General features: G+C 44.0%; 24 protein-coding genes. 6 read left to right on the top strand and 18 right to left on the bottom strand.

What is annotated here, in order from left to right; genetic code table 11:
* Positions 1–8: 8 nt before the first annotated feature.
* The 10 genes from GGQ95_RS15445 to GGQ95_RS15400 form a co-directional block, all read right to left on the bottom strand.
* The gene (locus GGQ95_RS15445; protein WP_066148967.1) at positions 9–911 is read right to left on the bottom strand and encodes an isochorismatase family protein; all 903 of its coding nucleotides are present in this window, start codon (positions 909–911) and stop codon (positions 9–11) included.
* Positions 912–934: 23 nt separating this feature from the next.
* Positions 935–2,560: a (2,3-dihydroxybenzoyl)adenylate synthase gene (locus tag GGQ95_RS15440; RefSeq protein ID WP_044742592.1), complete on the bottom strand. Its 1,626-nt coding sequence runs from the start codon at positions 2,558–2,560 to the stop codon at positions 935–937.
* Between the two features lie 17 nt (positions 2,561–2,577).
* A complete protein-coding gene (dhbC, locus tag GGQ95_RS15435) occupies positions 2,578–3,816 on the bottom strand; it encodes an isochorismate synthase DhbC (protein ID WP_183187106.1) in 1,239 nt (412 codons plus the stop codon).
* Between the two features lie 22 nt (positions 3,817–3,838).
* Complete coding sequence (locus tag GGQ95_RS15430; protein ID WP_183187105.1) at positions 3,839–4,624, bottom strand: 2,3-dihydro-2,3-dihydroxybenzoate dehydrogenase; 786 nt, start codon at positions 4,622–4,624, stop codon at positions 3,839–3,841.
* Between the two features lie 876 nt (positions 4,625–5,500).
* A complete protein-coding gene (gene pdxK, locus GGQ95_RS15425; RefSeq protein WP_183187104.1) occupies positions 5,501–6,298 on the bottom strand; it encodes a pyridoxine/pyridoxal/pyridoxamine kinase in 798 nt (265 codons plus the stop codon).
* Between the two features lie 419 nt (positions 6,299–6,717).
* Positions 6,718–8,208, bottom strand: a complete 1,491-nt coding sequence (locus GGQ95_RS15420; protein WP_183187103.1) for an NCS1 family transporter — start codon at positions 8,206–8,208, stop codon at positions 6,718–6,720.
* A 64-nt stretch (positions 8,209–8,272) separates the two neighbouring features.
* Positions 8,273–8,413, bottom strand: a complete 141-nt coding sequence (locus tag GGQ95_RS15415; protein ID WP_183187102.1) for a hypothetical protein — start codon at positions 8,411–8,413, stop codon at positions 8,273–8,275.
* A 123-nt stretch (positions 8,414–8,536) separates the two neighbouring features.
* Positions 8,537–9,772, bottom strand: a complete 1,236-nt coding sequence (locus tag GGQ95_RS15410; protein WP_183187101.1) for a Zn-dependent hydrolase — start codon at positions 9,770–9,772, stop codon at positions 8,537–8,539.
* A gap of 433 nt (positions 9,773–10,205) precedes the next feature.
* Positions 10,206–10,523: an AzlD domain-containing protein gene (locus GGQ95_RS15405; RefSeq protein ID WP_183187100.1), complete on the bottom strand. Its 318-nt coding sequence runs from the start codon at positions 10,521–10,523 to the stop codon at positions 10,206–10,208.
* Positions 10,516–11,208, bottom strand: a complete 693-nt coding sequence (locus GGQ95_RS15400; protein WP_183187099.1) for an AzlC family ABC transporter permease — start codon at positions 11,206–11,208, stop codon at positions 10,516–10,518. Before GGQ95_RS15400 ends, GGQ95_RS15405 begins: the two co-directional genes overlap by 8 nt.
* A gap of 217 nt (positions 11,209–11,425) precedes the next feature.
* On the opposite strand from GGQ95_RS15400, the gene GGQ95_RS15395 reads away from it, so the two are divergent.
* A complete protein-coding gene (locus tag GGQ95_RS15395; protein WP_183187098.1) occupies positions 11,426–12,001 on the top strand; it encodes a helix-turn-helix domain-containing protein in 576 nt (191 codons plus the stop codon).
* Positions 12,002–12,447: 446 nt separating this feature from the next.
* Here GGQ95_RS15395 and GGQ95_RS15390 read toward each other — a convergent pair whose 3' ends face one another.
* The 5 genes from GGQ95_RS15390 to GGQ95_RS15370 all read right to left on the bottom strand — a co-directional run bounded on the left by GGQ95_RS15390 (position 12,448) and on the right by GGQ95_RS15370 (position 17,052).
* A complete protein-coding gene (locus GGQ95_RS15390; protein ID WP_044742601.1) occupies positions 12,448–13,017 on the bottom strand; it encodes a hydrolase in 570 nt (189 codons plus the stop codon).
* 15 nt (positions 13,018–13,032) lie between these two features.
* Positions 13,033–14,256 (bottom strand): multidrug efflux MFS transporter, encoded by a 1,224-nt coding sequence (locus tag GGQ95_RS15385; protein ID WP_044742613.1) that lies wholly within the window; start codon positions 14,254–14,256, stop codon positions 13,033–13,035.
* A gap of 106 nt (positions 14,257–14,362) precedes the next feature.
* A complete protein-coding gene (locus GGQ95_RS15380; RefSeq protein WP_044742602.1) occupies positions 14,363–15,193 on the bottom strand; it encodes an AraC family transcriptional regulator in 831 nt (276 codons plus the stop codon).
* A 67-nt stretch (positions 15,194–15,260) separates the two neighbouring features.
* Positions 15,261–16,010, bottom strand: coding sequence for an oxygen-insensitive NADPH nitroreductase (nfsA, locus tag GGQ95_RS15375; RefSeq protein WP_183187097.1), 750 nt, complete (start codon positions 16,008–16,010; stop codon positions 15,261–15,263).
* Between the two features lie 115 nt (positions 16,011–16,125).
* The gene (locus GGQ95_RS15370; RefSeq protein ID WP_183187096.1) at positions 16,126–17,052 is read right to left on the bottom strand and encodes a helix-turn-helix transcriptional regulator; all 927 of its coding nucleotides are present in this window, start codon (positions 17,050–17,052) and stop codon (positions 16,126–16,128) included.
* Between the two features lie 154 nt (positions 17,053–17,206).
* Here GGQ95_RS15370 and GGQ95_RS15365 point away from each other — a divergent pair, with 154 nt between their 5' ends.
* Positions 17,207–17,650, top strand: coding sequence for a VOC family protein (locus GGQ95_RS15365; RefSeq protein ID WP_044742605.1), 444 nt, complete (start codon positions 17,207–17,209; stop codon positions 17,648–17,650).
* Positions 17,651–17,898: 248 nt separating this feature from the next.
* Here GGQ95_RS15365 and GGQ95_RS15360 read toward each other — a convergent pair whose 3' ends face one another.
* Both GGQ95_RS15360 and GGQ95_RS15355 read right to left on the bottom strand, forming a co-directional pair.
* A complete protein-coding gene (locus GGQ95_RS15360) occupies positions 17,899–19,326 on the bottom strand; it encodes a polysaccharide deacetylase family protein (RefSeq protein ID WP_052660941.1) in 1,428 nt (475 codons plus the stop codon).
* A gap of 293 nt (positions 19,327–19,619) precedes the next feature.
* Positions 19,620–19,991, bottom strand: a complete 372-nt coding sequence (locus GGQ95_RS15355; protein WP_066148956.1) for an SH3 domain-containing protein — start codon at positions 19,989–19,991, stop codon at positions 19,620–19,622.
* Positions 19,992–20,340: 349 nt separating this feature from the next.
* Here GGQ95_RS15355 and hxlR point away from each other — a divergent pair, with 349 nt between their 5' ends.
* The 4 genes from hxlR to GGQ95_RS15335 all read left to right on the top strand — a co-directional run bounded on the left by hxlR (position 20,341) and on the right by GGQ95_RS15335 (position 23,234).
* Positions 20,341–20,706, top strand: coding sequence for a transcriptional activator HxlR (hxlR, locus tag GGQ95_RS15350; RefSeq protein WP_044742606.1), 366 nt, complete (start codon positions 20,341–20,343; stop codon positions 20,704–20,706).
* Between the two features lie 298 nt (positions 20,707–21,004).
* Complete coding sequence (locus tag GGQ95_RS15345; protein ID WP_080862497.1) at positions 21,005–21,862, top strand: carbon-nitrogen hydrolase family protein; 858 nt, start codon at positions 21,005–21,007, stop codon at positions 21,860–21,862.
* A gap of 12 nt (positions 21,863–21,874) precedes the next feature.
* Positions 21,875–22,558: a GNAT family N-acetyltransferase gene (locus GGQ95_RS15340; protein ID WP_044742608.1), complete on the top strand. Its 684-nt coding sequence runs from the start codon at positions 21,875–21,877 to the stop codon at positions 22,556–22,558.
* A 4-nt stretch (positions 22,559–22,562) separates the two neighbouring features.
* The gene (locus GGQ95_RS15335) at positions 22,563–23,234 is read left to right on the top strand and encodes a GNAT family N-acetyltransferase (RefSeq protein WP_183187095.1); all 672 of its coding nucleotides are present in this window, start codon (positions 22,563–22,565) and stop codon (positions 23,232–23,234) included.
* Positions 23,235–23,451: 217 nt separating this feature from the next.
* Here the strand turns inward: GGQ95_RS15335 and GGQ95_RS15330 are convergent, their stop codons facing one another.
* Positions 23,452–24,105, bottom strand: a complete 654-nt coding sequence (locus GGQ95_RS15330; protein ID WP_080862526.1) for an HAD family hydrolase — start codon at positions 24,103–24,105, stop codon at positions 23,452–23,454.
* Between the last annotated feature and the right edge of the window lie 9 nt (positions 24,106–24,114).

Genomic DNA, 24,114 nt, shown 5'->3' with positions numbered 1-24,114 from the left:
CTCCTTTACTACGAATCTTGGTGAGATAGCACCTTTTCTCGTGGAAAATATAATAAATTCCACCAATCGGAAAGAGTCGGCCGCGCAGCAAGATCCGCAAAGGTAACTTCTGCTCCCGCTCTTCTCCATTTTTCTACTAAACTCATAATGCGAATGGAGTCCAATCCTCTGTCGATTAAATTCTCTTGATCGGAAAGATCAGCCGCTTCCTCTTGCAGAAGCTCGGCTACCTGACGCCGCACATCTTCTAAGCTGAGCGGCAGCGGATTTTGCGCTCTTTTTAACACCCCAAGAAGCTGCTGCGTAGACATGGTAAATGCGCAACGGCTGGCCGCATATTGGATCGCCATTTGGTGCTGTTCACGCGAAAAATCAGCCACTGCATCGGCGACAAAAAAGACTTGGATATCTTGCATAAAAGCATCGCTAGCTGTTAATAAGCAGCCAATATGAGCGTAAACTCCGCAAATGATTAACTGATCTCTCCCTTGTTCTTTTAATATTTCAGAAAGATTCGTCTTTTTGAATGCGCTATACCGCCATTTGGTCAGAACGATATCATCGGCATCCGGCGCTAGATCATCAATAATTCCTTTTTGATAAGGATCGTCGGCAATGCCTTTTCCCCAAAAATCTTGAAGCAATCCGCGCTCCTCCGGGGCTTGCCCTCCTGGCTGTGCCGAGTAAACGACAGGCACTCCTAGCTTTTTGCATTCCTGTTTAATCTGTTGAATATGGCTTACAAGCTCCACTAAAGGAGAAGCGTTTGGAGTAAAAGCGTCAAGAAAATAATTTTGCATATCGTGGATCAATAAAACAGCCCGCTTAGGGTCAAGTGTCCATAACACTTTATTTTTCGGCAATTCTGACAACAAAGGCATCGGATAAGCTGGAATAGCTGGAATACCCATCTGACCACTTCCTTTCTCTATGGTTATACCGTTGTCTTTTGAGATGCTTGCAGCTTTTCAGTAATCCTTTTGCGCAATTCTCTTTTGTTGATTTTTCCAACAGGCGTCTTTGGAAATGAATCAACAAACTCAATTCGATCCGGTATTTTAAAGGCGGCTACCCCACGCTCTCGCAAAAATGCTCTCAATTCCGTCGCTTTCAAGGACGCATCACGCGGAATAATAAAAGCGCATGACCGTTCGCCAAGAAATTCATCAGGCATGGAGACAATTGCCGCATCGCGTACCGCAGGATGAGCAAGAAGGTGATTTTCCATTTCCTCAGCGGCGATTTTTTCACCGCCCCGGTTAATCTGATCCTTTACGCGCCCCTCCACCACCAAGTAGCCGGACGGAGTCATTCGCACTAAATCACCCGTTCGGTAAAATCCATCAGAAGTAAACGCTTTTGCATTATGCGCCTCCGCTTTATAATAGCCGCGGATCGTATAAGGTCCCCTTGTTAACAGCTCACCCACTTCTCCCGGTTCCACTTCGCGATCCTCCTCATCAACAATGCGGATTTCATCGTATGGTGACATCGGCCTTCCTTGCGTATGAATCACAATTTCCTCCGGATCGTCTAATCTCGTATAATTAACGAGCCCTTCAGCCATACCGTATACTTGCTGCAGCTTGCAACCCAACACAGGCTGAACTCTTTTCGCCACTTCCGCACTAAATTTAGCACCGCCGACCTGCAAAACTTGCAAGCTCGATAAATCATATTGCCGGGAAGAGGCGGCATCAAGCCAAATCCAAACGAGCGGCGGCACAAGCGCCGTAATGGTCACCTTTTCCTGCTGGATCAGCGGAAACGCCTCATCTGGGCTAGGACTTTCCGACAAAACCACTCTTCCGCCAGCATACAACGTTCCTAGCACTCCTGGTGAGCTAAGCGGGTAGTTATGAGCCATCGGCAGAGCAGCAAGGTAGATGCTATCTTGATTTAACTGGCAAATTTCCGCACTGATGCGCAGGCTGTAAATATACTCATCATGAGTGCGCGGAATCATTTTTGATAACCCTGTGCTGCCGCCCGATAATTGAAAGAACGCAATGTCGCTGGAACGGACAATAGGGAGCTCAATCGGCTCGATAAACAAGTCTTCTAATGATAGAAACTCTTCTGCTTCTCCTGTGACGATGACATGCTTCAATGTTGGAACAGCTGCCTTTACCTGCCGGGCAAGTGATCGAAAATCAAATCCCGCATGCTGATCAGCAATAATATAGGCGGCCGCTTCGCTAAACTCGCAAAAATAGCGAATTTCACTGAATCGATGGGAAGGCAAGGCAAAGACAGGAAGCGCCCCCAAGCGAAATAAGGCAAAGCATACTTCAAAAAATTCCACTTGATTAGGCAATTGAAGAACCACGCGATCCTTCGGGCGAATCCCCATTTGATAAAGTCCCGCCGCAAGCTGGTCCGCTCGCCGATCAAGCTCTTGATATGTAAGCTGTCTTTTTCGAGAGGTAACGGCAATCCGTTCACCATACTTCATTGCTCTTTGCCGCAACATATCGCCGAACGTTTCACCCGCCCAGCATCCTTCCTTACGATAAAAATCAGCCAATTCTTTTGGCCAGGCAACGCATCCGCTTAACATGGCTTTCCCCTCCGTACTTACTTAAGAATGTCGTCATTTAATCCCATCGCTAACAACATGGTGCGAAACTTAGCCGATGTTTCCGCCAATTCTTCCTCCGGCTTTGACCCTTCTACAACACCAGCACCGGCAAACAAGCGAAGCGTATGATCTTCAATTTCGGCACAACGAATCGTTACGATCCATTCTCCATCTCCCTCTTCGTTGCACCATCCTACCATTCCGGTAAAAAAGCCGCGTTCAAACGGTTCAATCTCTTGAATGGCCTGCTTCGCTACTGGGGTCGGCGTGCCGCAAACCGCTGGGGTCGGATGAAGCGCAAACGCCAAATCAAGCGAAGTAATCGACGATGAAGATAGTTCGCCGCGAATAACCGTGGATAAATGCCACATCGTTTCTGTATGAATCAGCGAAGGCTCTTCCGGCACATCCAATGTCTTGCAAAACGGTCTGAGCGCATTTGCTACCGCTTCGATGACAACTGCATGCTCATGGCGATTTTTCGCTGAAGACAGAAGCTCCTGAGCGCGTCGCCGATCTTCTTCTGGATCGCTGCTGCGCGGCGCTGAACCTGCTAATGGATTCGCGATCACCTGCATGCCAGATTTGGCAACGAGCAGTTCCGGACTCGCTCCAACAAGCGTGCGATTCCCGGTGATTTCGTGGGGCGCTGCATCAGCACGTACAACACGATCTGGCAAGGCCGCAGCAAATGTATAGCCTGTTGGATTATGTACAGCCAGCTGCCGCAAAAGTCGCGGAATATCAACCTTTTGGGTTGAAGTAAGCTGAAGGGATCTTGATAAAACGATTTTGCGAAGATCCCCTGCTTTGATGCGCTGCAATCCTTGTCCCACTGCATCCTTATAGCCTTCCGGTGATGGAATGGGGGTTACCTTATATTCTCGATCTGTCTGCTGTTCAATCGGCTCCTTCCATTGGCCAAAGGACAGCGGACCGGCCCATTCCACCTCTGAAGGCACCATCAATTGAGCGGGATACAGATGGTCAAAAGGAATGGCGCCCACCACCATAGGATGATGACTGATTCCCTGCTGTTTTACCCTTTTTAACACTTGTTTGATATGATTCATTATTTGTGCTTTTTCATTTTCATAGCCATTCGTTGGCACAACCGCAACCATTCCTTGAGCTAACAGAGTTTGCCGCGGCGAAGCTAGAAAAAAAGAGGCCCCCGCTTTATATTCAGCAAGCAGCTGTTCAGCTGTAGCATGATTCATTGTTTTTGTTTGCATCCGTCGTTCCCTCCATGGAATGTTATGAATCTAACGTAGCGCCTCCATCTACTCTGAGATCATGCAGTGTAATATGGCGTGATTGCTCAGAAGCAAGGAATAGAACCGCATCAGCAATATCTGAAGGCTGCGCCAGCTTTTTTAAAGGAATGCCAAGGCGGTATTCCTCCAATGAGCCAGCGATCACTTTATTGGCCCCATTGTCATCTGTCCACATCGCTCGCTGCATATCGGTTTCAGTCGAACCAGGAGAAACTACGTTGCAGCGAATGTGATAAGGAGCCAACTCTAAACCAAGGCATTTCGTAAACATCGTTGCAGCCGCTTTTGACGCTGCATAAGCAGCCATTGACATCCGTGGCGTCGTCGCTGCGTTTGAGCTTACTGTTACAATCGCGCCCGAGCGGCGAGGAATCATACGCCGGCTCACAGCACGAGACACATAAAAAACACCTGTTGCATTGACCTTGAATACCTCTTCCCAATCTTGATCCGTCAAGCTGTTTACAGGCCCTGTCCGCAAAATGCCGGCAACATTGACTAAAATCTCGATCGGACCTAAACTCTGCTCCACTTTCTCCACTACTTCATCCACTTGAGTGCGATTCGCTACGTCGGCCAAAAACGATTGCACCCGATAACCTTGTCCCTGCAATTCAGAAACAAGGGCATCTAATCGTTCACCATTTCGGTCAACAGCCGCAACCAGCACCCCTTGCTTAACAAAAGCCCTTATTACCGCCTCGCCAATTCCTTGGGCAGCGCCGGTAACAAGAGCCACTTTTCCTGCTATTCCGCATTGATCCATCCTTTTCACTCCTTTCCCGCCCATGGGTCAATGAATGACAACTAGCGAAGCATGCCTTCCCAGCATCTTTGCTGATTTCAGCTAACTGCGTCGAGCATTTTTACATAAAACCAAACAAACAGAAATGGTCATCATCATTATCAAATGGTTGCAAATACATACCATTATTGATAATGATTATCATTATCGAAAATTCTTCACTAACTATGCTACATAAACAGCATCTCCACGTCAATGCATTTTCGATATTAGCAAAAAAATGCTACATTGGCCCCATTCTGTAGAAAATAACTTTAGTATTAATTGGCAATTTGGTCATATCAACCAGTTCCAATAGATTATATTTCTAGTTTTTCATCTACTATCCTCGTAAAATACAAATGATAAAAATGATAATTATTATCAATGGAATTATATGTGATTTCCTGTTTGCTGCACATGGATAGATTCCTGATTTATAAATAGACAATTTTCCGAATACAAGAAAAAGGACAGCGATTTACTAAGTAATAAACAGTAAAACAAGTTTCCGCCTAGTCAATCTAGCTTTTTTAGTTAATTTTCTCCTTAGTTCAAGAAAGAGAACGATAAAACTTTTAAAATATAGACTAAATTTCTGTTTTAATATCTGTACTGTACAAACGCCTACAAAAAATAAATCATGTTTGACAAATAGAGAGAAGGATTTACATGTCAAAGAAGGTTTTGTTGAATACGAACGATAAAGAAGGAAATAGAGATACCATGAAAAGCGGATATAGCCTTAGCCGGAAAAACAGCTAAGGCTATAAGGGGCCATGAGTCCTATTATAGTCGTGCTTATGAACCTCCACCACCTTCACTTCGTTTAGAGGTGAGAGACTCTCGGTGGATGTGTTAAAAACGGCGGTGGGCCGCATGCATCACCGGACCGACAAAATCATTGAGACGGAAGCCATGGCGGACCGCTTTTGAGATAAATTGCTTGGCCAATCCAACGGCATCTTCGACAGTCCGGCCCTTCGCAAGCTCAGCTGTAATGGCCGCAGCATACGTACAGCCAGCGCCGTGATTAAACGTTGTTTCTACTTTTTCTGCTTCAAATAGGCGATATTCTTTTCCGTCATACAATAAATCAATGGCTTTTTCGTGCTGCAATTGCTTGCCGCCTTTAATTAATACATACTTTGCGCCCAGTTCATAAATAGTCGTGGCCGCTTGTTTCATATCATCCAATGTTCGAATGGGTTCGCTTTTTGCCAGCTGGCTCGCTTCGAATAGGTTCGGAGTTACAATGAGCGCACGCTTGACAAGGACATCCCGCAAAGCGTCGGTTGTTTCAGGATGGAGCACTTCATTTTCCCCTTTGCATACCATAACTGGATCAATCACCACTCGCTCCATTTCGTATTTGTCAATATAGGCTGCCGCTAACTCAATGACCTCCACCGAACCGAGCATTCCTGTTTTCAAGGCATCGATCCCAGCAGAAAAGGCAGTCTGCAATTGAGATTCTAGCACATCCGTTCCTAATGGAAATACTCGGTGCTGCCAGGTTTCTGGATCCATTGTGACAATGGTCGTAAGAGCCGTCATTCCATATACATTAAGCTCTTGAAACGTTTTTAAATCTGCTTGAATGCCGGCACCGCCGCTTGTATCGGAGCCAGCAATCGTTAAGGCTTTTTGCAACATATCCCGATTCCCCTTTACCCTACAGAATGAAAATAGATATGAATGATCTTTTTATCATCCCTTTCCCATGAGCCCCCGGCAGTACTCAGCCAAAAGCAGGGAACAGGAAGTTTCTATCACTATATTATAAACGAAACGAGCGACAACAGCCTATCAAAAAACGTTACCTTTTTCGCTTTTCCATAATGATTCGGCATGGATGCATGGATGATTTGCGGTGAACGAATGAATGTGTCACGCATATGGTTGTTATATTATATAAAAACGCAGCAGTCTTCAGGATTGACCCACTGCCATAAAAAAAGAGCCAAGCTCTTCGCTTGCCCCTTTCAACGACGAATGGCACCGTGTCATACAAATGTAACACCAACAATAGAAATATGAAGGAAGAAACGTCAAGATTCCGCTGAACTTATCTCTTAATTTTCCTTCGCCTCCATCGCTGGTGAATGAGCGATTTCTGGCGCCATATAAGCTTCTTCATCTGTCGCGATGTGCCAGTCGCGTCCAACAGTGATCCCCAAATATTTCTCATCCCTCGGCTCTTCCATTTCCGCTTGAGGATATTTTTTAAACCACCAATATTTGGCCAGCACATAATAAAAGAGCGCACCGGCTACAAAGCCGACAAGCGACGAATAGGCCGGAAACAGATTCGCAATAAGCCCTCCCCCGATCCAAGCGATCATGCCGGCCCAGTTAAAGCCCTTGTGATACCGGTATTGCCCATTCATTTCGTAAAGCTCTGCTACATTGACTCGCCGCTTGCGAAGCAAATAATAATCAGCGAACAAAATGCCAACAATGGAAGATAAAATGGCGCCAATAATCAATAATGCGGTGTTGAGCACATCAAACAAACTCCATGGCTGAGCGAGAATTCCAATGATTCCGGCCACTATCACTCCCACCCAAAACGGCACCTTGGGACCGCCGACATTGGAAAAAATCGTCGCCGCCGGGATGACATTCGCAGACGTATTCGTAGACCATTGCGCCAGCACAATCATCAGCAGTAAAATTCCAAGAATAAAGCCGCTGGCTGTTTGTTGCAACGCCGCAACAGGATCTGCGCTGGAAACGGCCATATAAGATACAGCTCCAATCGTCACCATAAATGTATTAAAAATCGGCATAACAATCAAACTGCCCACAAGCTGGGTTTTATTGCGCTTAAACCAGTTGCGCTCATACGCAGGCGCTTTAAAAAACCGCGATAATGACGGCATATCCGCCGCCAATGTTCCCCAAAAGCCCATATTAGCCATCACAATAATCATAAATGCTGTAAAAGCGGCTCCTCCTGTCGCCGGACTTTCCACCCATGACCAAATGTCTTTGCCCGCTTCTGCCGCTTGGTCCGATAAGGCGATATACATCCAACAGGAAATTAAAATAATAATGGGCGCAGCTAAGTCCGCAAACCGTTCAATTGATTTGATTCCGAGTGCCGTATTCAGGAGCTGGACCGCCGCAAATAAAAGAAAACAAAGAAACCAATTATCAAATCCGACTAATAAATGTAAAATTCCGTTCATAGCGGAAGCTCCAAAATAGGTGTTAATCCCAAACCAGCAGGCGGCTGTTACTCCGCGCACGATCGAAGGAATATGAGTCCCAATGGTTCCGAACGGAGCCCTCATATAAACAGGAAAGGAAAGCCCGTGCTCGACGCCAATATCCCCAATAATAACCATAAAGACCCCGATACCGATAGACCCTAGCAGCGTAGCCACGATGACAAGCCATAGCGGCAAGCTTTGGATCGCCGATCCGCCAATGGCAAATGCAGCCAGCACAATCGCCATTCCCACCCAAATCACAGCAAAGCCAAACGTTCCTATATTTCTTTCCGACTGCCCAATCGGAAGCAAATCTGGAGACTTCAAATAATTGCTCTTCTTCGCCATGGGTATACCTCCCTTTTCCTTATACATTCTCAACGGACTCTAGCTTCACCACAGAACTCGCCATCTATTCTCCAGAATGTTTCGTATGGCCATTCGCGCGGTACACCGGTATAAACGCTGGATCTTGTGCTGCAGCTGTTCGACGGTTAGAGGGCCGAAGAACGAACCGTTTCACGGCCCCATTCAATAGCTTTGAAACTAGCAAAACCCCTCCTTTTGCTTCATGAATCTGTGAAGAAGAAATCGGTCTCCGTTGATCCTATTTGTTTACATCTTTTTGCTATATAACGAGAGCAGCTGTAACCCTTCCTCCTTCAAGAGCGCTGTTTTAGATCGATTGCAGTGCACAAACAGCATCAAGCAAAACATTCACGCCTTTTTCGCAATCCTCCCACGCCGTCAACTCTTCTTCACAATGACTCTTTCCTTTAACACTCGGCACAAAAATCATCGCCGTCGGTATATAACTGGCGATAAATTGCGCATCATGCCCTGCTCCGCTTACCATTCTTTTATATGAGTATCCTAGCGACCGAGCCGATTGCTCCAGCTGTTGGCAAAGCCCGCTGTCAAACCAAACCGTATCCCGTCCCCACAATTTCTTTACAGTTACCGTGCAGCCATCCGCTTCCGATGTCTGCGTCAATCCTTGAATGATGCCTTCAACCTGCTTGATGATATCCGGATTTTGATGTCTCGCTTCCAGAGAAAACACGACTTTGTTTGGAATCACCGTATGAATATTAGGAGAGACATCCATTCTACCGATTGTAAAGACAAGCGCCTGATCAAGTGATCCAAGCCGACGGCGCGCTTCCATGATAAGTTCGTTAGCCTTAAACAAGGCATCCTTTCTCATCGTCATTGGTGTCGTTCCCGCATGATTGGATTCTCCAGTTACCTCGATTTCATAACACACCATGCCTACGACGCATTCCACTACGCCAATGGTTAATGATTCTTGTTCCAATATAGGCCCTTGTTCAATATGCAGTTCAATAAAAGCGGTTGCCTCGGTTAAACGATTTTCCGGCTGCCCGGCATATCCGCTTGCTTTCAAGGCTTCCGCAAACGTCACTCCGTCCGCATCTGCCTTTTGCAGCATCACTTCCTTCGCAAATTTTCCTGATAAAACTCCTGACGCCATCATGGACGGCTCGAATCTAGCTCCTTCTTCATTGGTAAAATTGACAATCGTCAGCGGAATTTTTGGTTGAATTTGATTTTCTACTAATGTACGGGCTACTTCCAAACCGGCGGCCACCCCTAGTACCCCATCAAAGCGACCGCCTTTTTTTACCGTATCGAGATGAGAACCGATGACAATGGGCGGCTTGTTTTCTACTCCTGGCAATGTCGCATAAATGGTTCCCATATCATCTACTTTTATGGACATTCCTAGCTGTTTGCAGCATTCACAAAAATAATTTCGCGCCTGCTGATCTTCTTTCGACAACGCTAATCGTGTAACGCCGTTATGAGCTGTACGGCCAAAATCAGCGAATGTTTCCAATGTTTCCTTCAATCTGTCGCCATTGACTAATAATCGTTTTTGTGTTTCCATATAAAACGTTCGCTCCTTTCAAACAGGCATTTTTATATTTTTATTATTCCGAAAACAATAAATATTCATTATGTTTTATTATAATGATGTCTGATGTTATATTTCATTACACATTATGTAACTCTTATTCTTCGTTTGTCATACAAAATGTAAAAATCACTGGACTTATCAATGGAGCTCATTCAGCCCATGATAACATGATATTCCAGCGATTGGGAGAATAGCACGGGCACGCCCATTCACTTCTTTTGTTCATAAGAAAAGCGCAATCCGAGACGACGGCGCTTGATTCTTGAAAAAGGACAAGATATCCATTGTACGATATGATAAAAAAACCGTATGCAGGATGTTCGCATACGATTTCCCTTGTCGGCTATTTCAGGTATGTTAATGATTTAATTTGAATAGGTTGCAAATATATAACACGGTCCTCCTATCCTCCAAAATAGCGAACAAACCAACCTATGACAACGCCAACTACAACAGAAGGAAGAAACAGGTTGCTGATTTTCATCACGATAGCCGCAGCTAAGCAGCCGAGCAAAACAGGCGGCGAGAAGGTTAGCTCCCCGCCTGCGGGAAGAAAAACTTGTTTGATAATAAGTGCGGACATAATGCCAATCGGCACATAGCTAAAATACAAGCGTAAAACTGGACTCATCCGGCGCCCCGCCATTACTTCCACACCGAGCAGCCGCGACAGATAAGTAGAAACAGATAGTAAACCGATCAGAAGCCAATGGTTAAGCATGTTGTCGATCCCCCCTGCTCCAATAAAGACCCGCAAACGGCGCGACCATTCCAGTCACAATAATGGTCCACTCATTCCCTGGCTGCCAAGCTTCAAGCCCAAGCGCAATGAAGACAGCAGCCAGTGCTGTCGCTACCGCTGGTTTTTCTCTAATGCCCGGAATGAGCAGAGCAGCAAACGTCACCGGAAAGGCCAAATCCAGCCCCCATTTTTGCGGGTCGGCTTGATTGCTCATGAGCGAACCAACCAATGAGGAGACCACCCAAACAAAATAAAAGGTTCCGGCCACAACCGCAAAATAAAGCGGATCCGGTCCATACTTCTTAAACCGCGAGCTTCCTAATACAAAAGGTTCATCAGATACACCAAAGGAGAGCAGCCAGCGCCATTTCTTCGCGGGCGCAATGCCTTCAGCAAGAGCAGCTCCGTATAATAAGTTACGCAAATTAAGTAGTGTGGCGGTAACGAAAACACTGCCGACACTAGCTCCCGAAGTAAGCATTGCCACGGTTATCAGTTGAACAGAGCCAGAAAAGACAAACATAGACATCGCCACCGCACTGATCCAGCTAAAGTGCGCTTGTACAGCCAGCACACCGTAAGACAATCCGTATGCCCCGATCGCAATGGCCAGTGGCAGTGCTTCAGCTATCCCATCGCTCCAAGATTTCTTTTTATCGCTCATTTTACTTACCACTCCTTATGTTGAAATGAACCCTACTTGCTCATTCCCGCCTGTCCTTCAAAGAAAAACTTTATGGTATAGATATATAAGGAGAGGAAAAGCTGATATAATAAAATATACTTATAATATATTATAATATAAAAAATTACATTTTGTATATTAAAATATACTTTTTCATTTAATGAAATATACAATGTTATTGATAAAGGAGGTCAACATGAACAAGGAAGCAGCCTTTGAAGAACAAAATGTAGGAAAGCGCATCGGCGCCAATCTCCGGCAATTTCGAATCAGTAAAGGAATGAGTATCGAAGCACTAGCTAAACAAACCAGTGTCAGTAAATTAACACTACTTAAAATTGAACATGGAGAAGCCAATCCAACCTTATCCGTCATCTGGAGAATCGCCAATGGCCTCCATATTCCCATTACGGCACTATTATCGATCGAAGCAGAGGTCTCCATCGCAAGGAAGCAGGATGCTCTTAAATTGAGCAGCTCCAATGAGGTATTCATTGCTGAACCGTTATTTCACTCCCACGGTTCTATGGAACTGTATCGCGGATATTTGCAGCCATATGGAGAATATACTTCAGAAGCCCATCGGCCAGGGGTGGTTGAATTTATAACGGTTATGTCTGGACAACTAGCAGTGGAGGTAGACGGACAAACGTATCATTTAGAAGAATTCGACTCGATCCGCTTTAAAGGAGATCGCCCTCATAAATATATCAATCCCTCTTCAGCGCTGGCGATTTTGCATTTTGTTATTTCATACGTTCCTTCCTCGTGATGCTATGAGGAGTTCACACCATATCGATACAATATAATGCGTCAATATTTAACAAGTTAAACCACACCCCGTACGGACCGATGAATGGGCCTAGAAGCGGCTGGTTGTTCAGCGGTCGAATCACACTTGAGCACAACCGAGGCAAGCGAGTGACTTGCCTCCCGCCGCCGCAAAAACAGGGTGCTTTTGCGGCGGTTATAAGTTCCATCTTTGATGATAAGCGGATGAGCGTATATCAAAAAACACACGCTTAGGATCATGACAAAATCCACTGCGTGTGTTGAAAGAGTCACAAATGATAGACCTCGTTTTGATGCACCCCGTTTCATATGTCTGCCCGTTTGAAATCACTTATCCTTTTTCGCCACATCGGGCTTATAAGTGATTGGCTGCTTCCATATAACCTTCACTTCGTTTAGAGGTGGGAGATTTTTCGGCGGGGCATGTTAAACAAGAAGCTCAAGCACTTCCTGACTTGTTCGAATTCGGCCGATTCTCGGAAAAATATATCGACAAACATACTCATGCTCTTCTTTTGTTGCAGCCGTCATGGCGTCTTCCACAAAAATTTGCTGATAACCATGCTGATATGCTTCCCGTGCGGTCGTATCTACACCAATGGAAGTAGAAATTCCACATAACACAATCGTATCAATTCCGCGGCGGCGCAGCTGCAAATCAAGCTCCGTACCATAAAATGCGCCCCATTGTCTTTTGGTGATTACATGGACATTTGGGATCTGATCGAATTCAGGCACTAAACGATCCCATCCTTCCGGAAACGAGATCGACTGGGTTTTCAAGTCTGCAGGCGGCTGTAACATATCCTTCCCATCTAGAGAGGAAACTTTAACGAGAACAACAAAAGCCCCCTTCTGCGTGAATGCATGCACTAATTTACTGGCATTTTCAACCACTTGTGCTCCTGTGTAAGGAGAATGTGATCTATTGACAATTCCTGTTTGCAGATCAATGACGACAAGTGCTGTTTTCTCGGCTTTAATGTTTTCATTCATCGCGCTCTCTCCTCATTATAATATTTTGCTTTTCATATAGATTGTCTCTTGTTGTAAATTAAGCTTTTTATACACCTTCACATAAACCCATAAAGCATTGATCAGCAACAGCGCTCCTGTCATCAAAAAGACATATCGAACGCCTAAATGAGCGGCCACTTGTCCGCCAAAAACAGAGCCGCCAAATACGCCTAAATACCCTGCGGCCATGCTGAAACCAAAAACTCTCCCTGTCAAAGAATCCGGTGTGATTCTTTTTACTAGCGTATTAACAGAAGGAGTCAAGCCTGCTGCTGCCAATCCTAATAAAAAGCGAAGAATCATCAACTGCCACGGATGATGCACAAAAGCTTGCGGGATAAAAATGAGTCCAGCGACGATTAACGCCCCTAATATGACCTTCTGCGCACCAATTTGATCCGAAAGCCGTCCCAACCTTGGAGCAGCAATAATGTTTGCCAGCCCCGAAGCCGAAAATATCATTCCAGCTAATAATGCAATATGATCAGCATTTTTAGATAACTCCGCCACATATACAGTGATAACGGGTTCAACCGAATACATCGCCAGCGTCAATATAAAAAAGGTGACAAGCAACGTGATCGTCAGGCTTTTTTCAGGAACAATATTCCACACCTCTTTGCTGCTAAGCGCCTCTCGGTTTTGTCGAGAAAAAACTTCTTGCACAAATAAAGCGGTGGCCACAAAGGCGATCAGCAAAAGGGCTCCTGTCATCAAAAAGACATTTTGCAAACCAAAATGATCTTCGATAAAGCCGCCAATCAACGGTCCGAGCAAAGAACCAGCGATATTGGCGGTTGAAAGTGTTCCTAGAGCCCAGCCGGCGTGTTCATGATCCGTCTGCGTGGCAATCAAGGTCGTACAGGCTGTACCATAGCCTGTAATCACTCCTTGCAATGCCCTTAAGCCGATCAGCTCATACACATTGCGGGCAAATCCCATCCAACCTATCACGATGGCCATGCCAAGACTCGCCCGCAAAAGCATCGGCTTTCGTCCAAATTTGTCTGCCGCCCGTCCCCAAATCGGCGAAAAAATGGCAGAAATGATATAAGTAATCCCAAAAGCCATTCCGGAAAATTGATCAATGGAAGCGGAGTTGTGAACGCCAAGCTGCTTAATATAGAGCGGCAATACGGGCGCAAGCTGGCTCATTCCGACACTTGTGACAAACATTCCAAACCAGCAGACCAATAAATTCCTCTTCCAAATTTGCAAAAAAAAATAAGCCCTCCTTCTGCTTATCATTCCATTGTCCAGCAAGAACAATGAACAATCACATTCTCATTTTAGCTTCCGGATGGGCTTTATACCATGCACGATATTATAATCCATGGACATTTTTGCTATAAAATTCAGAAGGACTGATCCCTTCCATTCGCTTGAATAGCCGGCTAAAATAAAACTCATCAACAAACCCAAGCGCCTGCGCCACTTCTTTCACTTTTTTATTGCCTTCCATCATCAATTCTTTTGCTTTATCCATTTTGATCTTATTAAAAAAACCAATCACAGAATATCCGGTAATGTCTTTAAACATTCTCGACAAATAGGAAGGGGATAGCTGTGTCATTTCCGACAATTCAGCCAACGTTATCTTTCGCGTCACGTTTTGATGCATATACTGAATCATTTTTTCCACTTTTAAAGCGACAGAATCATTGCGATCTTTCCTTTTATTGTTTTGATAAAGGGCAATGAGCAATTGCTGCAGCAGCGTTTTCGCAAGAAATTCATATCCGGGCAGCTTCGCATTCCAGCTATCCACTAATTTTTTAAACAGATCTCCCACCTGATAATTGTCTTTCACTTCTTGAACAGACGGCAAAGGAAGGATATCCGTCTCTTGTTTGATCTCCCATTGCAGATCATTAAAATGCACGCTCGCATAGCTAAAATGGACGGTAAGACAACAGAAAGGCGTCTTTGGATCCAGTTCAAGCGAATGGAATACATGAGGAGCAACATAAAACAGCCTGCCTTCTTGAATGGCATATCGCTTTTTTCCGATCGTAAAATTGCCCTTCCCTTTATCAAAAAATAGGAAAGCATGATGCTGCAAAGTTCTGGCGACTTTCCGCACACGATTTCCCGATGAATGGGGGTCCTTCCAATTGCAATAATGAATATGAAAATAAAGCTTACTAATTTTCATATGGCCTCCAAAGTAAAAAATAGTTCCTGTGCCCGCTTTCCATCCATATCCGATATCGCAATAAAAGCTATTTTAAGTTGAAGCCTTGGCTTTCGACAAATTCCTTCATATACATTCTGACTGGCTTACTTAACATATTGGCCATTTGTCCCGTCCATGTGTCATCCCGTTTTCCATTGGTGCGTTTTTGATAATATGAAGAAATCACTTCATTATATTGCCCCAATTGTTTTTCGAACTCGGTGCGATCCTGCTGGTATGTCTCCTCATGGTAAATATGCTGAAAAGGCAACCGCGGCTTTTTGTCTGGGGCTTGCGCCGGATATCCTACGGCAATTCCGAATAACGGAATGACCCGTTGCGGGATGTTTAAGAGCTCACATACTTCAGGTAAATGGTTCCGTAAACCCCCGATATAACAGACTCCCAATCCCATCGACTCCGCCGCTATTACAGCATTTTGCGCAGCCAACGCCGTGTCGATCAGGGAGACCATAAACTTTTCGGTGCTTTCTAATGATGCCGATACATCCATATGTTCCATTTCACCAATGATTTGATGGCGATATAAATCCGCGCAAAAGACAAAAAAGTGGCCATTATTCTCTACATAAGACTGATTCCCAGCCAGCTCGGCAAGCTTTCGTTTCACTTCTTTATTTTTGACTCCAATGATTGAGTAAGCTTGAACAAAGCTGGACGTAGAGGCCGCTTGGGCGCACTCGACAATGGTGCGAATTTGCTCATCGGACAAAGGCTGATCCGCAAAATTCCGAATAGAACGGTGCTGTAAAATCGTTTCAATGACTGGATTCATTGGATTTCCCTCCTATACAAGCCATGCAAAATTTCTGAATGGTTCATCATGATCATAACAAATTCAGCCTTTTTCCTCATGGTTTTTAGCTTGGGGATAGTTGTCTTTTTATTTTTTATAACTGACGAATGAAATCCATATAATATTCTTTCATATGTATTTTCAATTCCTCCGGCTCAATGATTTTTAACGATTTTCCATACCTGCTTAAGTATCTCACGATAAAATTCCATTCATTTGGCTCAAAGGTGCCTATTAAATAGGTGTGATTCTCCTCGTGAACAAGCCGCATCGAAGGGTAATGCTCGGTTTGAAAAATAGCGATCCCGCCGTCATCCAGTAAACACTTAAACGATATCGCCTTCTCGGAAGGCTTCCATAAAGAGTGGCTATTTAACATCGTAACATGCTCCAATTCGTTCAAAGGCTCTGTTTCCGTCAACTCTGCATGCAAGATGCGGTCACAGCGAAAAACGCGATATTCCCTCTTTTCCATATCAAAGCTTTGGCAATACCAATGTCCTTTTAAAGCGTAAATAACCAATGGCTGAATCAATCGCTCCGCATCACGGTAACGGATTTTTAGCACGTTATGCTCAATAATCGCGGTCATCATCATCTCCAGACATGGACATTTGGTTACCTGTTTCGTTTGATAAAACACTACCCTGTTTTTGATTCTGGCGATCTTCTCCTTTTGCTGATCGCTTAAAGCATCATGGAACTTTCTATGAATCGATTCATAGGTGACTTTAAACGGGAGATCGGTAAATCCTTCTAATACTTGAAGCGAAAGATAGAGGGCATACACTTCTTGGCTATTAAAGGAGATGGGCGGTAATTTCATTTGATCGAGCAAGTAATATCCTCCGTTCCGTCCATACTCTACATATATGGGCGCTCCCATTTCTTCCAACGAAGCGATGTCGCGGAGGGCCGTTCTTTTGGAAATGTGAAATTCAGCCATTAAGTCACTTAAAGTAAACCGCTTTTTTTGATTGATAAATTTGAGCATCAGATTTAATCGTTCGGCTTTTTTCATAAACATCCCCTCTATTGGTGCCGTATTCTGTCACCTTTTTATTATACACTAAAAAAGCAATGGTGATTAAGAGGTGGGGTGTGTAGGATGATTTTTTTTGCATGATTTATGCATGGATCCACACATTCATGAATGAAAAACAGGAGGGAGCTATATGAATTTTGAAGTGATTCCGTTTCTATCTTTAAACGGCCAAGCGGCGAATGCTATCGCATTTTACGAAAAATATTTACAGGCCAAGGTGCTTTTAAAAGTGACTTATAAGCAAATGAAAGAAATCGATCCCGCTTTTGAATATAGCGAGGGGCAAGATGAGTATATTACACATTCGGTACTAGAAATCGGACAAAATAAGATGATGATTGCCGAAGAAGCGACAGATCCATCGAGACCGTGGCAACTTGGAAATAGCTTTTCTTTGTGCATACAATCGAAAGATCAAGCAACCATTCAAAAGCTTTATGAGGCTGTTACGGAGCAGCAAGATGTGACCGTATTAATGCCGCTTCAGGCAAACTCCTTCAGCTCCGGCTATGCCATGATTCGAGATCCATTTGGTGTTGTCATTCAGTTCGTTGTCACAAGACACGATTTTTAATTATGGGGATTATTCGGCTTTAGCGAGACTCCTTTTCATCCGCAGGGAGACAGCAGAAGCAAACAAAAGAACTGTTGGCGATCCTTCGCTTTATTGGCATACTTTGCAATGACACGAAGCCCCTCGGAATTTTCTCCGCGGGGCTTTCTATCGTTGTGTTGATAAAATCCATACAAAGTTCCTTTTTAATGCTCAGCCATGAATCTTGTTTAACATACTTCCGGAGAAGTCTCTCACTCTTTTTTCAATTAATGTTGTTCTAACTCTGAAACCGTCACAAAGGTATAGCCTTCATCTTTTAAATATTTCAACACCGGCTCCACGGCTTCAGCCGTTGATTCATGAATATCGTGCATCAAAATGATGGATCCATCTTTCACATTTTTTTTGACTATTTGCAGCATAGCATGAGGATCGTGAGATTGCCAATCCAACGTATCGACTGTCCATAATACGACAGGCATGCCCACCATTCTCTTGACTTGATCGTTTATGGCACCGTACGGAGGGCGAAACACAGTAGGCTCTCGACCGGTTGTCTTTTTGATCATCTCATTTGTATCGCGAATTTCTTTTCTTATTTCTGCGCTATTAAGAGTCGTCAGATCTTTGTGATCCCAAGTATGGTTTCCTAACTCGTGCCCTTCCTCTGCTATTTTTTTAGCAATGTCTGGATAAAAATCAACCCTGCTTCCCAACATAAAAAAAGTAGCCTTAGCCTCATACTTTTTTAATAAATTTAATATCTTCAACGTATTCTGCGGGTGCGGCCCGTCATCAAAGGTGAGCGCCACCCTCTTGGATGGAGGGGATGATGGCTTCTCTGCCGGCGGATTAGAAGGGGACTCATTTCCACGATCTCCATTCGGAACGGTTAAATCTTCCGGCTTATCAGGGATAATGCTTAACCGATCCGCCCATTTCTCTGTTAAAATATTTTTGACTTGATCATAGGACAGTGAGATTTCAGGCGTTCCCGCAGCCCCCGCCGTTACTTCATATTTATCAAAAATAAATACGAATGACTGGTTAGTCAAATACATATTGGCATATGCACCATCTTGTTTCATTTTATTTTCTAATTCTTCTTCAAACAAAAATGGACCGTATTGCTTGGACTGCTTAAAGGCATTCAGTAAAAGATGGTATAGCTTTTCTTTCGCTTGTTCGGTATTCTGAATCATCTCTGTTTGGTTAATGAATTGATCATTTTCCACATCTACAATGAAAACTTTTACGCGTTGATTACCGTTTGCTCCTCCATAATAGCTTTCTTCATGAAAAACAATAGAATAAATATGATCCATCACAGGATAAATGTCAAAGGTCAAGTAAAAAACAGCCGGACGTTTCTTTAAAAAGGTTTGATCACCTTTGCCCAACTCTTCATGGAATTTTTGTTCCGTGCTTTTGACATATTGACCGATTTCACGATTTAATCGCTCCCCTTGAAATTTCGGGTAATGAATCGCACTGCGGTACGTTTCTTCATCGTCTGTATTGGTGATAATATCCACACCAGAGTATTTTGTATGCTCCATCTTCTCGTTTTTTCCTTTGATATGATGATCTTGATCCTTAGCCCCATCTCCCTTTATGAAAAAAAACAGGCTAAGAGCGATTCCTGCGATCATCATAAAAATCAATATCTTGTCATGAAGTCTCGTTGTTTTCAAAATGTCACACCTTCTAATTCACTAGCGTTTTCATTTATATACATGCACTTAAAACGGAATGCATAACGTCCATAAAAACCCACAATCGCAAGACAAGTCTTTGGACTTGCCTTCAGCACACAACAAAGGACGAACGGTAAACCAAACGCCCAAAAGACGAATCTAAAAACGATGCCGCTCAGACACCTGCATCGTCAAAAACAGATCCTTTGAAGCGTTTTACATTCATCCTTCACTATATTCATGCATAAGTATAAAGGACAGAGGCTCCTAGATATTCAGATTGAATACGTTCATTTTAATTCTACTACATTCTCAATCGGCACCCAGCCTTCTTCTAGTGTTTCTATTTTTTTCATCCAATACCACCCATTGAGTTCTTTGCATTTTATTAATTGTTCACCGATTTCAACATCTAATTCTTTCGCCGTATAATCCTCTACAATTACCCCATGTTTCCCTTGTTTTTTGATGATTTGTTCTGGCACCCAGCCTTCTAAGCGATTATCAACAGTGAAACAGTATATCCCATTTTTCCAGTCTTCATTTCCATTATATTTTTCACCAATGATAACCGTTTCCCCTTTGCGCAGCTTGATTGGATTCGGATAATGGCTCTTATGTTGTTTGATTGCTTTATAAGTTTTGCTATCATCCCTTTTCAAAAAAACACCCCCGAATAAAAAAGACACACCTTTATAACTATATCATTCATCATTTAAAATTATTTTTGAATCTACGCTAAAAATAATCCATTCTTCGAACAGAAAAGTAGGGATTTTCACAAATCAGCCGCTCTCATAAGCATATTCCTATCATACTATAATCAAACAAACCTGTAAAAACGGTCGTTCAACTTGTCGTAAGGTAGAAAAAGACCTTCTGATCCGTTTTTCACATGAGCAGGCAAAATCAGGACATGTTCCCCGCTCGGTTTTTACACTTTTATCCACTCGCGCGGAAATGGTGTTTCGTTTGAAATCTTCGTTATAATAGACACGGAGGTGAGCCAATTTGGGACGTGTTTGTGGAAAAACGTATAATTGCGAAAAAGAATTGACACTCGCCGTTATCGGCGGCAAATGGAAAATGTTAGTTTTGTGGCATCTTGGAAAAGAAGGAACAAAGCGATTTAGCGAACTTAAGGCTCTTATGCCAGGAATTACTCAGAGAATGCTTGTCAATCAACTGCGGGAACTGGAAGAAGACCTCATTATTCACCGAAAAGTCTATCCTGTCGTACCTCCAAAAGTGGAGTATTCTTTAACAGAGCTCGGAAAAAGCCTCATGCCGATTCTCGATGCCATGTATGAATGGGGGAAAAACTATATGGAGACGGTCGCAAAGGACCACGTATCCAGCAACGAGCCTATGAAATAAACATTCCCTTTCCCGCATGGTTTAGGGAATTCATGTGATCAATCAAGATGATGGATTGCTTTTTCAGTCGCAAGGACATGGAGAGATGCCGGTTGTCCTTGCGAAATGTTTATTCATCGTTTGCCCGTCCTCTTTTCACGCTATCATCCGCTTCCTATAGTATACTTTTTTACACTAAGTGCTATAAAAGTGTGTACTTGTGAAAATGGCTCATGTATCTAATAATATCAGTATCACCATTTCATGGGTGAATCATGAAAAATTTCGGCCGTGAATGTCAAGAAAGGAGCATGGGATGATGAAAATCAGAGTTTCTGCTGTTCAGTATCATTTGCATACGATCCACTCATTCAAAGAATTTGCCCAGCAAGTGGCGCATTATATAAAAACCGCCCAAGAATTTGAAGCGGATTTCGTGTTATTCCCAGAATTTTTTACCACCCAACTGATGTCCATCGAAAGTGGCAAAGGCCGGCCTTTGACCATCCAAGAATTGCCTGATTTTACAGAATCCTATCGTTCTTTATTTATAGATTGGGCGAAGAAAACAAAGATGCATATCATTGCGGGAACCCATGTTATTCGCAAAGGTGACAAATTGTACAACGTGGCTCATTTATTTTATCCAGATGGCAGAGTCGCCGAACAAGCAAAGCTGCACATTACACCTACGGAAGTGAAAGAATGGAACATGTCTCCTGGCGAAGGATTGCAAGTGTTTGAGACGGAAAAAGGAACGATTGCGATGTTGACATGTTATGACATTGAGTTCCCAGAAATCGTTCGCATGGCCAAAGCAAAAGGAGCGGATGTGATTTTCTGTCCTTCTTGCACCGATGATCGTCATGGATTTCATCGGGTTCGCTATACGAGCCACGCAAGAGCCATTGAAAATCAAGTATATGTCGTGACAACCGGCACAGTCGGTTCGCTTCCAACCGTCGACTTTATGCGCGCGAACTTCGGCCAAGCGGCTGTCATTACCCCAAATGACATCCCGTTCCCTCCGCGCGGCATTTTAGTGGAAGGGGAAATCAATCATGATATGGTCGTGACCGCTGATCTTGATTTAGATCTGCTATATCAAGTTCGCGAGCGCGGATCGGTGACAACATGGCGCGACCGCCGCACAGATTTATATCCGGATTGGAAATAAGGAGGAAGCATCATGTACTGGAAAGAGCTTTACGTGTTTGAGAACGATCGGCCTGTTCGAGCCGTGATTCGAAATTATGAAGAAAAAGATTTTCCGGGCTTAATCCGCATTCAACAGGAAAGCTTCCCACCTCCCTTTCCTTCTGAACTATGGTGGAACACGGAACAATTAAAAAACCACGTGACGCTCTTTCCAGAAGGAGCCTTATGTGTGGAGGTCGATGGCGAAATGGCCGGATCGATGACCGGGCTCATTGTTCATTTTGATCCGAATCATCCGGAACATACATGGGAAGAAATTACCGATCACGGCTATATTCGCAATCATCAGCCAAACGGGAATACGCTTTATGTTGTCGATATTGGCGTACGCCCCGCCTATCGCAAATTAGGGCTGGGAAAGTGGCTGATGCTTTCCATGTATGAAGTCGTCATTCAGCTCGGATTAGAACGTTTGTTAGGCGGAGGGAGAATGCCCGGCTATCATCAAAAGGCAGATCAAATGACAGCGGAGCAATACCTCGAAGCGGTGATCAAAGGCGAATTAAAAGACCCCGTCATTACATTCCTGCTTCGCTGTGGCCGCACTCCTGTGAAAGTGGTAGAAAACTATTTGGAGGATGAGGAATCTCGTAACTATGCGGTCCTGATGGAATGGAAAAATCCGTTTTTGAAAAAATTACGGCAAGGAGAATGAGGAAATGGAATATCGGAGAATCACGAGTATTGAAGACCCTTTATTTAAAAAAATGCACCAATTGATGCAAGAAGTATTTCCACCTGAAGAAGTATTAGCATTCGATTTTTGGAAAGAACCTCTAGAAGATCCGGGAATCCGTGTATGCGTGGCCGTTCATGAAGGAAAGGTCGTGGGCGCAACAGAGTACCGTTATTATGAAGATGTCAATATTGCCATGACGGATTTCACCATCATCGGGCAAGCGGGACTTGGAATCGGCCGATTTTTAGCCAAAAAGAGATTAGAAGACTTAAACGCTTGGGCAGCCGCTTGTGGAAACCAATTATTTGGCATGTTTGCGGAAATTTATGACCCGTATCGTGTCGAACATTATGAATTTGGCGGCGTGAAGCCGATGGACCCATATGTCCGTCGGGAAGTCTTGTCCCACCTCGGCTATAAGCGCCTTGACTTCCCTTATGTTCATCCATCCTGGAACAATGACGGAGAAGCGGTAGAAGGACTTGACCTTTGCTTCCTTCCGATGGACGAAAATGTAAATGAACTTCCGACTGAGCTTATCGTGACATTTTTAACACGCTACTATGCGGTCTTGCCGAACAAACCGCAAGCATGGTATGACATGATCGAACGTCTAAAAACGCGAGATACGGTGGCGCTTTTCCATCTGTAACCCGTCTTTTTCCAAGGGCTCAATTTTCACTTGTGTCCCTATTTTGCCTGATATAAAGCGGCGGGCATGATCGTCTTGCTTGAGACGATGCCAAATAACAGCTGGCTTCGTTTCAAAAGAAATCATGCCCGCACAAGACTCCATGCCACTATGATCGCATTTCTCTTTCGGCTAAGTAGATTTTCACATTTATATAAATGTAAAATGCCCCTCTCCATTATCCTTTGATCAGCTCGATCACCTCCGCTAAACGCTTTTCCGCCATCGAATTTAGCTGCAAGCTGTGCTGTTGAAAGTTTAGAAATTTTGTGACTGGATTAGGCACAACCACACATTTTAATCCCGCGGCCAAAGCGGCTTTCAACCCATTTAACGAGTCCTCAAAAACGACTGCTTCATCAGGACGGACAGCTAAAGCAGCCAGCGCTTTTAGATACAAGTCGGGAGCTGGTTTGATGCTCTCCACATCTTCACTTGTAATAATCACTTCAAAATAGGACAGCAGACCGAGCCCATTTAAATAATGAATGACCCATTCCTTGTTAGAACTTGAAGCAATCGCTATTTTGTAGCCCAATTGCTTTGCCTCTTCTAAATAGTCCTTCACCCCTTCACGCGCCTGAGGGGTTTTCATCTTGATTTGATAAAAACTTGCGGCTTTCGCTTCAATTTCTTCAATGCTGACGTTTTCCCCCAGCTGCTGTTGAACAAATTCATAAAGCGCCGCATTATCTGTTCCAACAGTTTGAACAAAACGTTCCAGCGGCAAATCGACATCATAGACATTCATCGCTTCTTTATAAGCCTCAAACCAAGCTGTCTCTGTATCTACAATTAAACCGTCAAAATCAAAAATAATCGCTTTGATCAAAATGGCTCT

The sequence above is a fragment of the Anoxybacteroides rupiense genome (assembly GCF_014196195.1).
GTDB classification, from domain to species: Bacteria; Bacillota; Bacilli; order Bacillales; family Anoxybacillaceae; genus Anoxybacteroides; species Anoxybacteroides rupiense.
The sequence above is the reverse complement of the archived record's forward strand: the minus strand, read 5'-3'. Positions and strand labels throughout refer to the sequence as shown.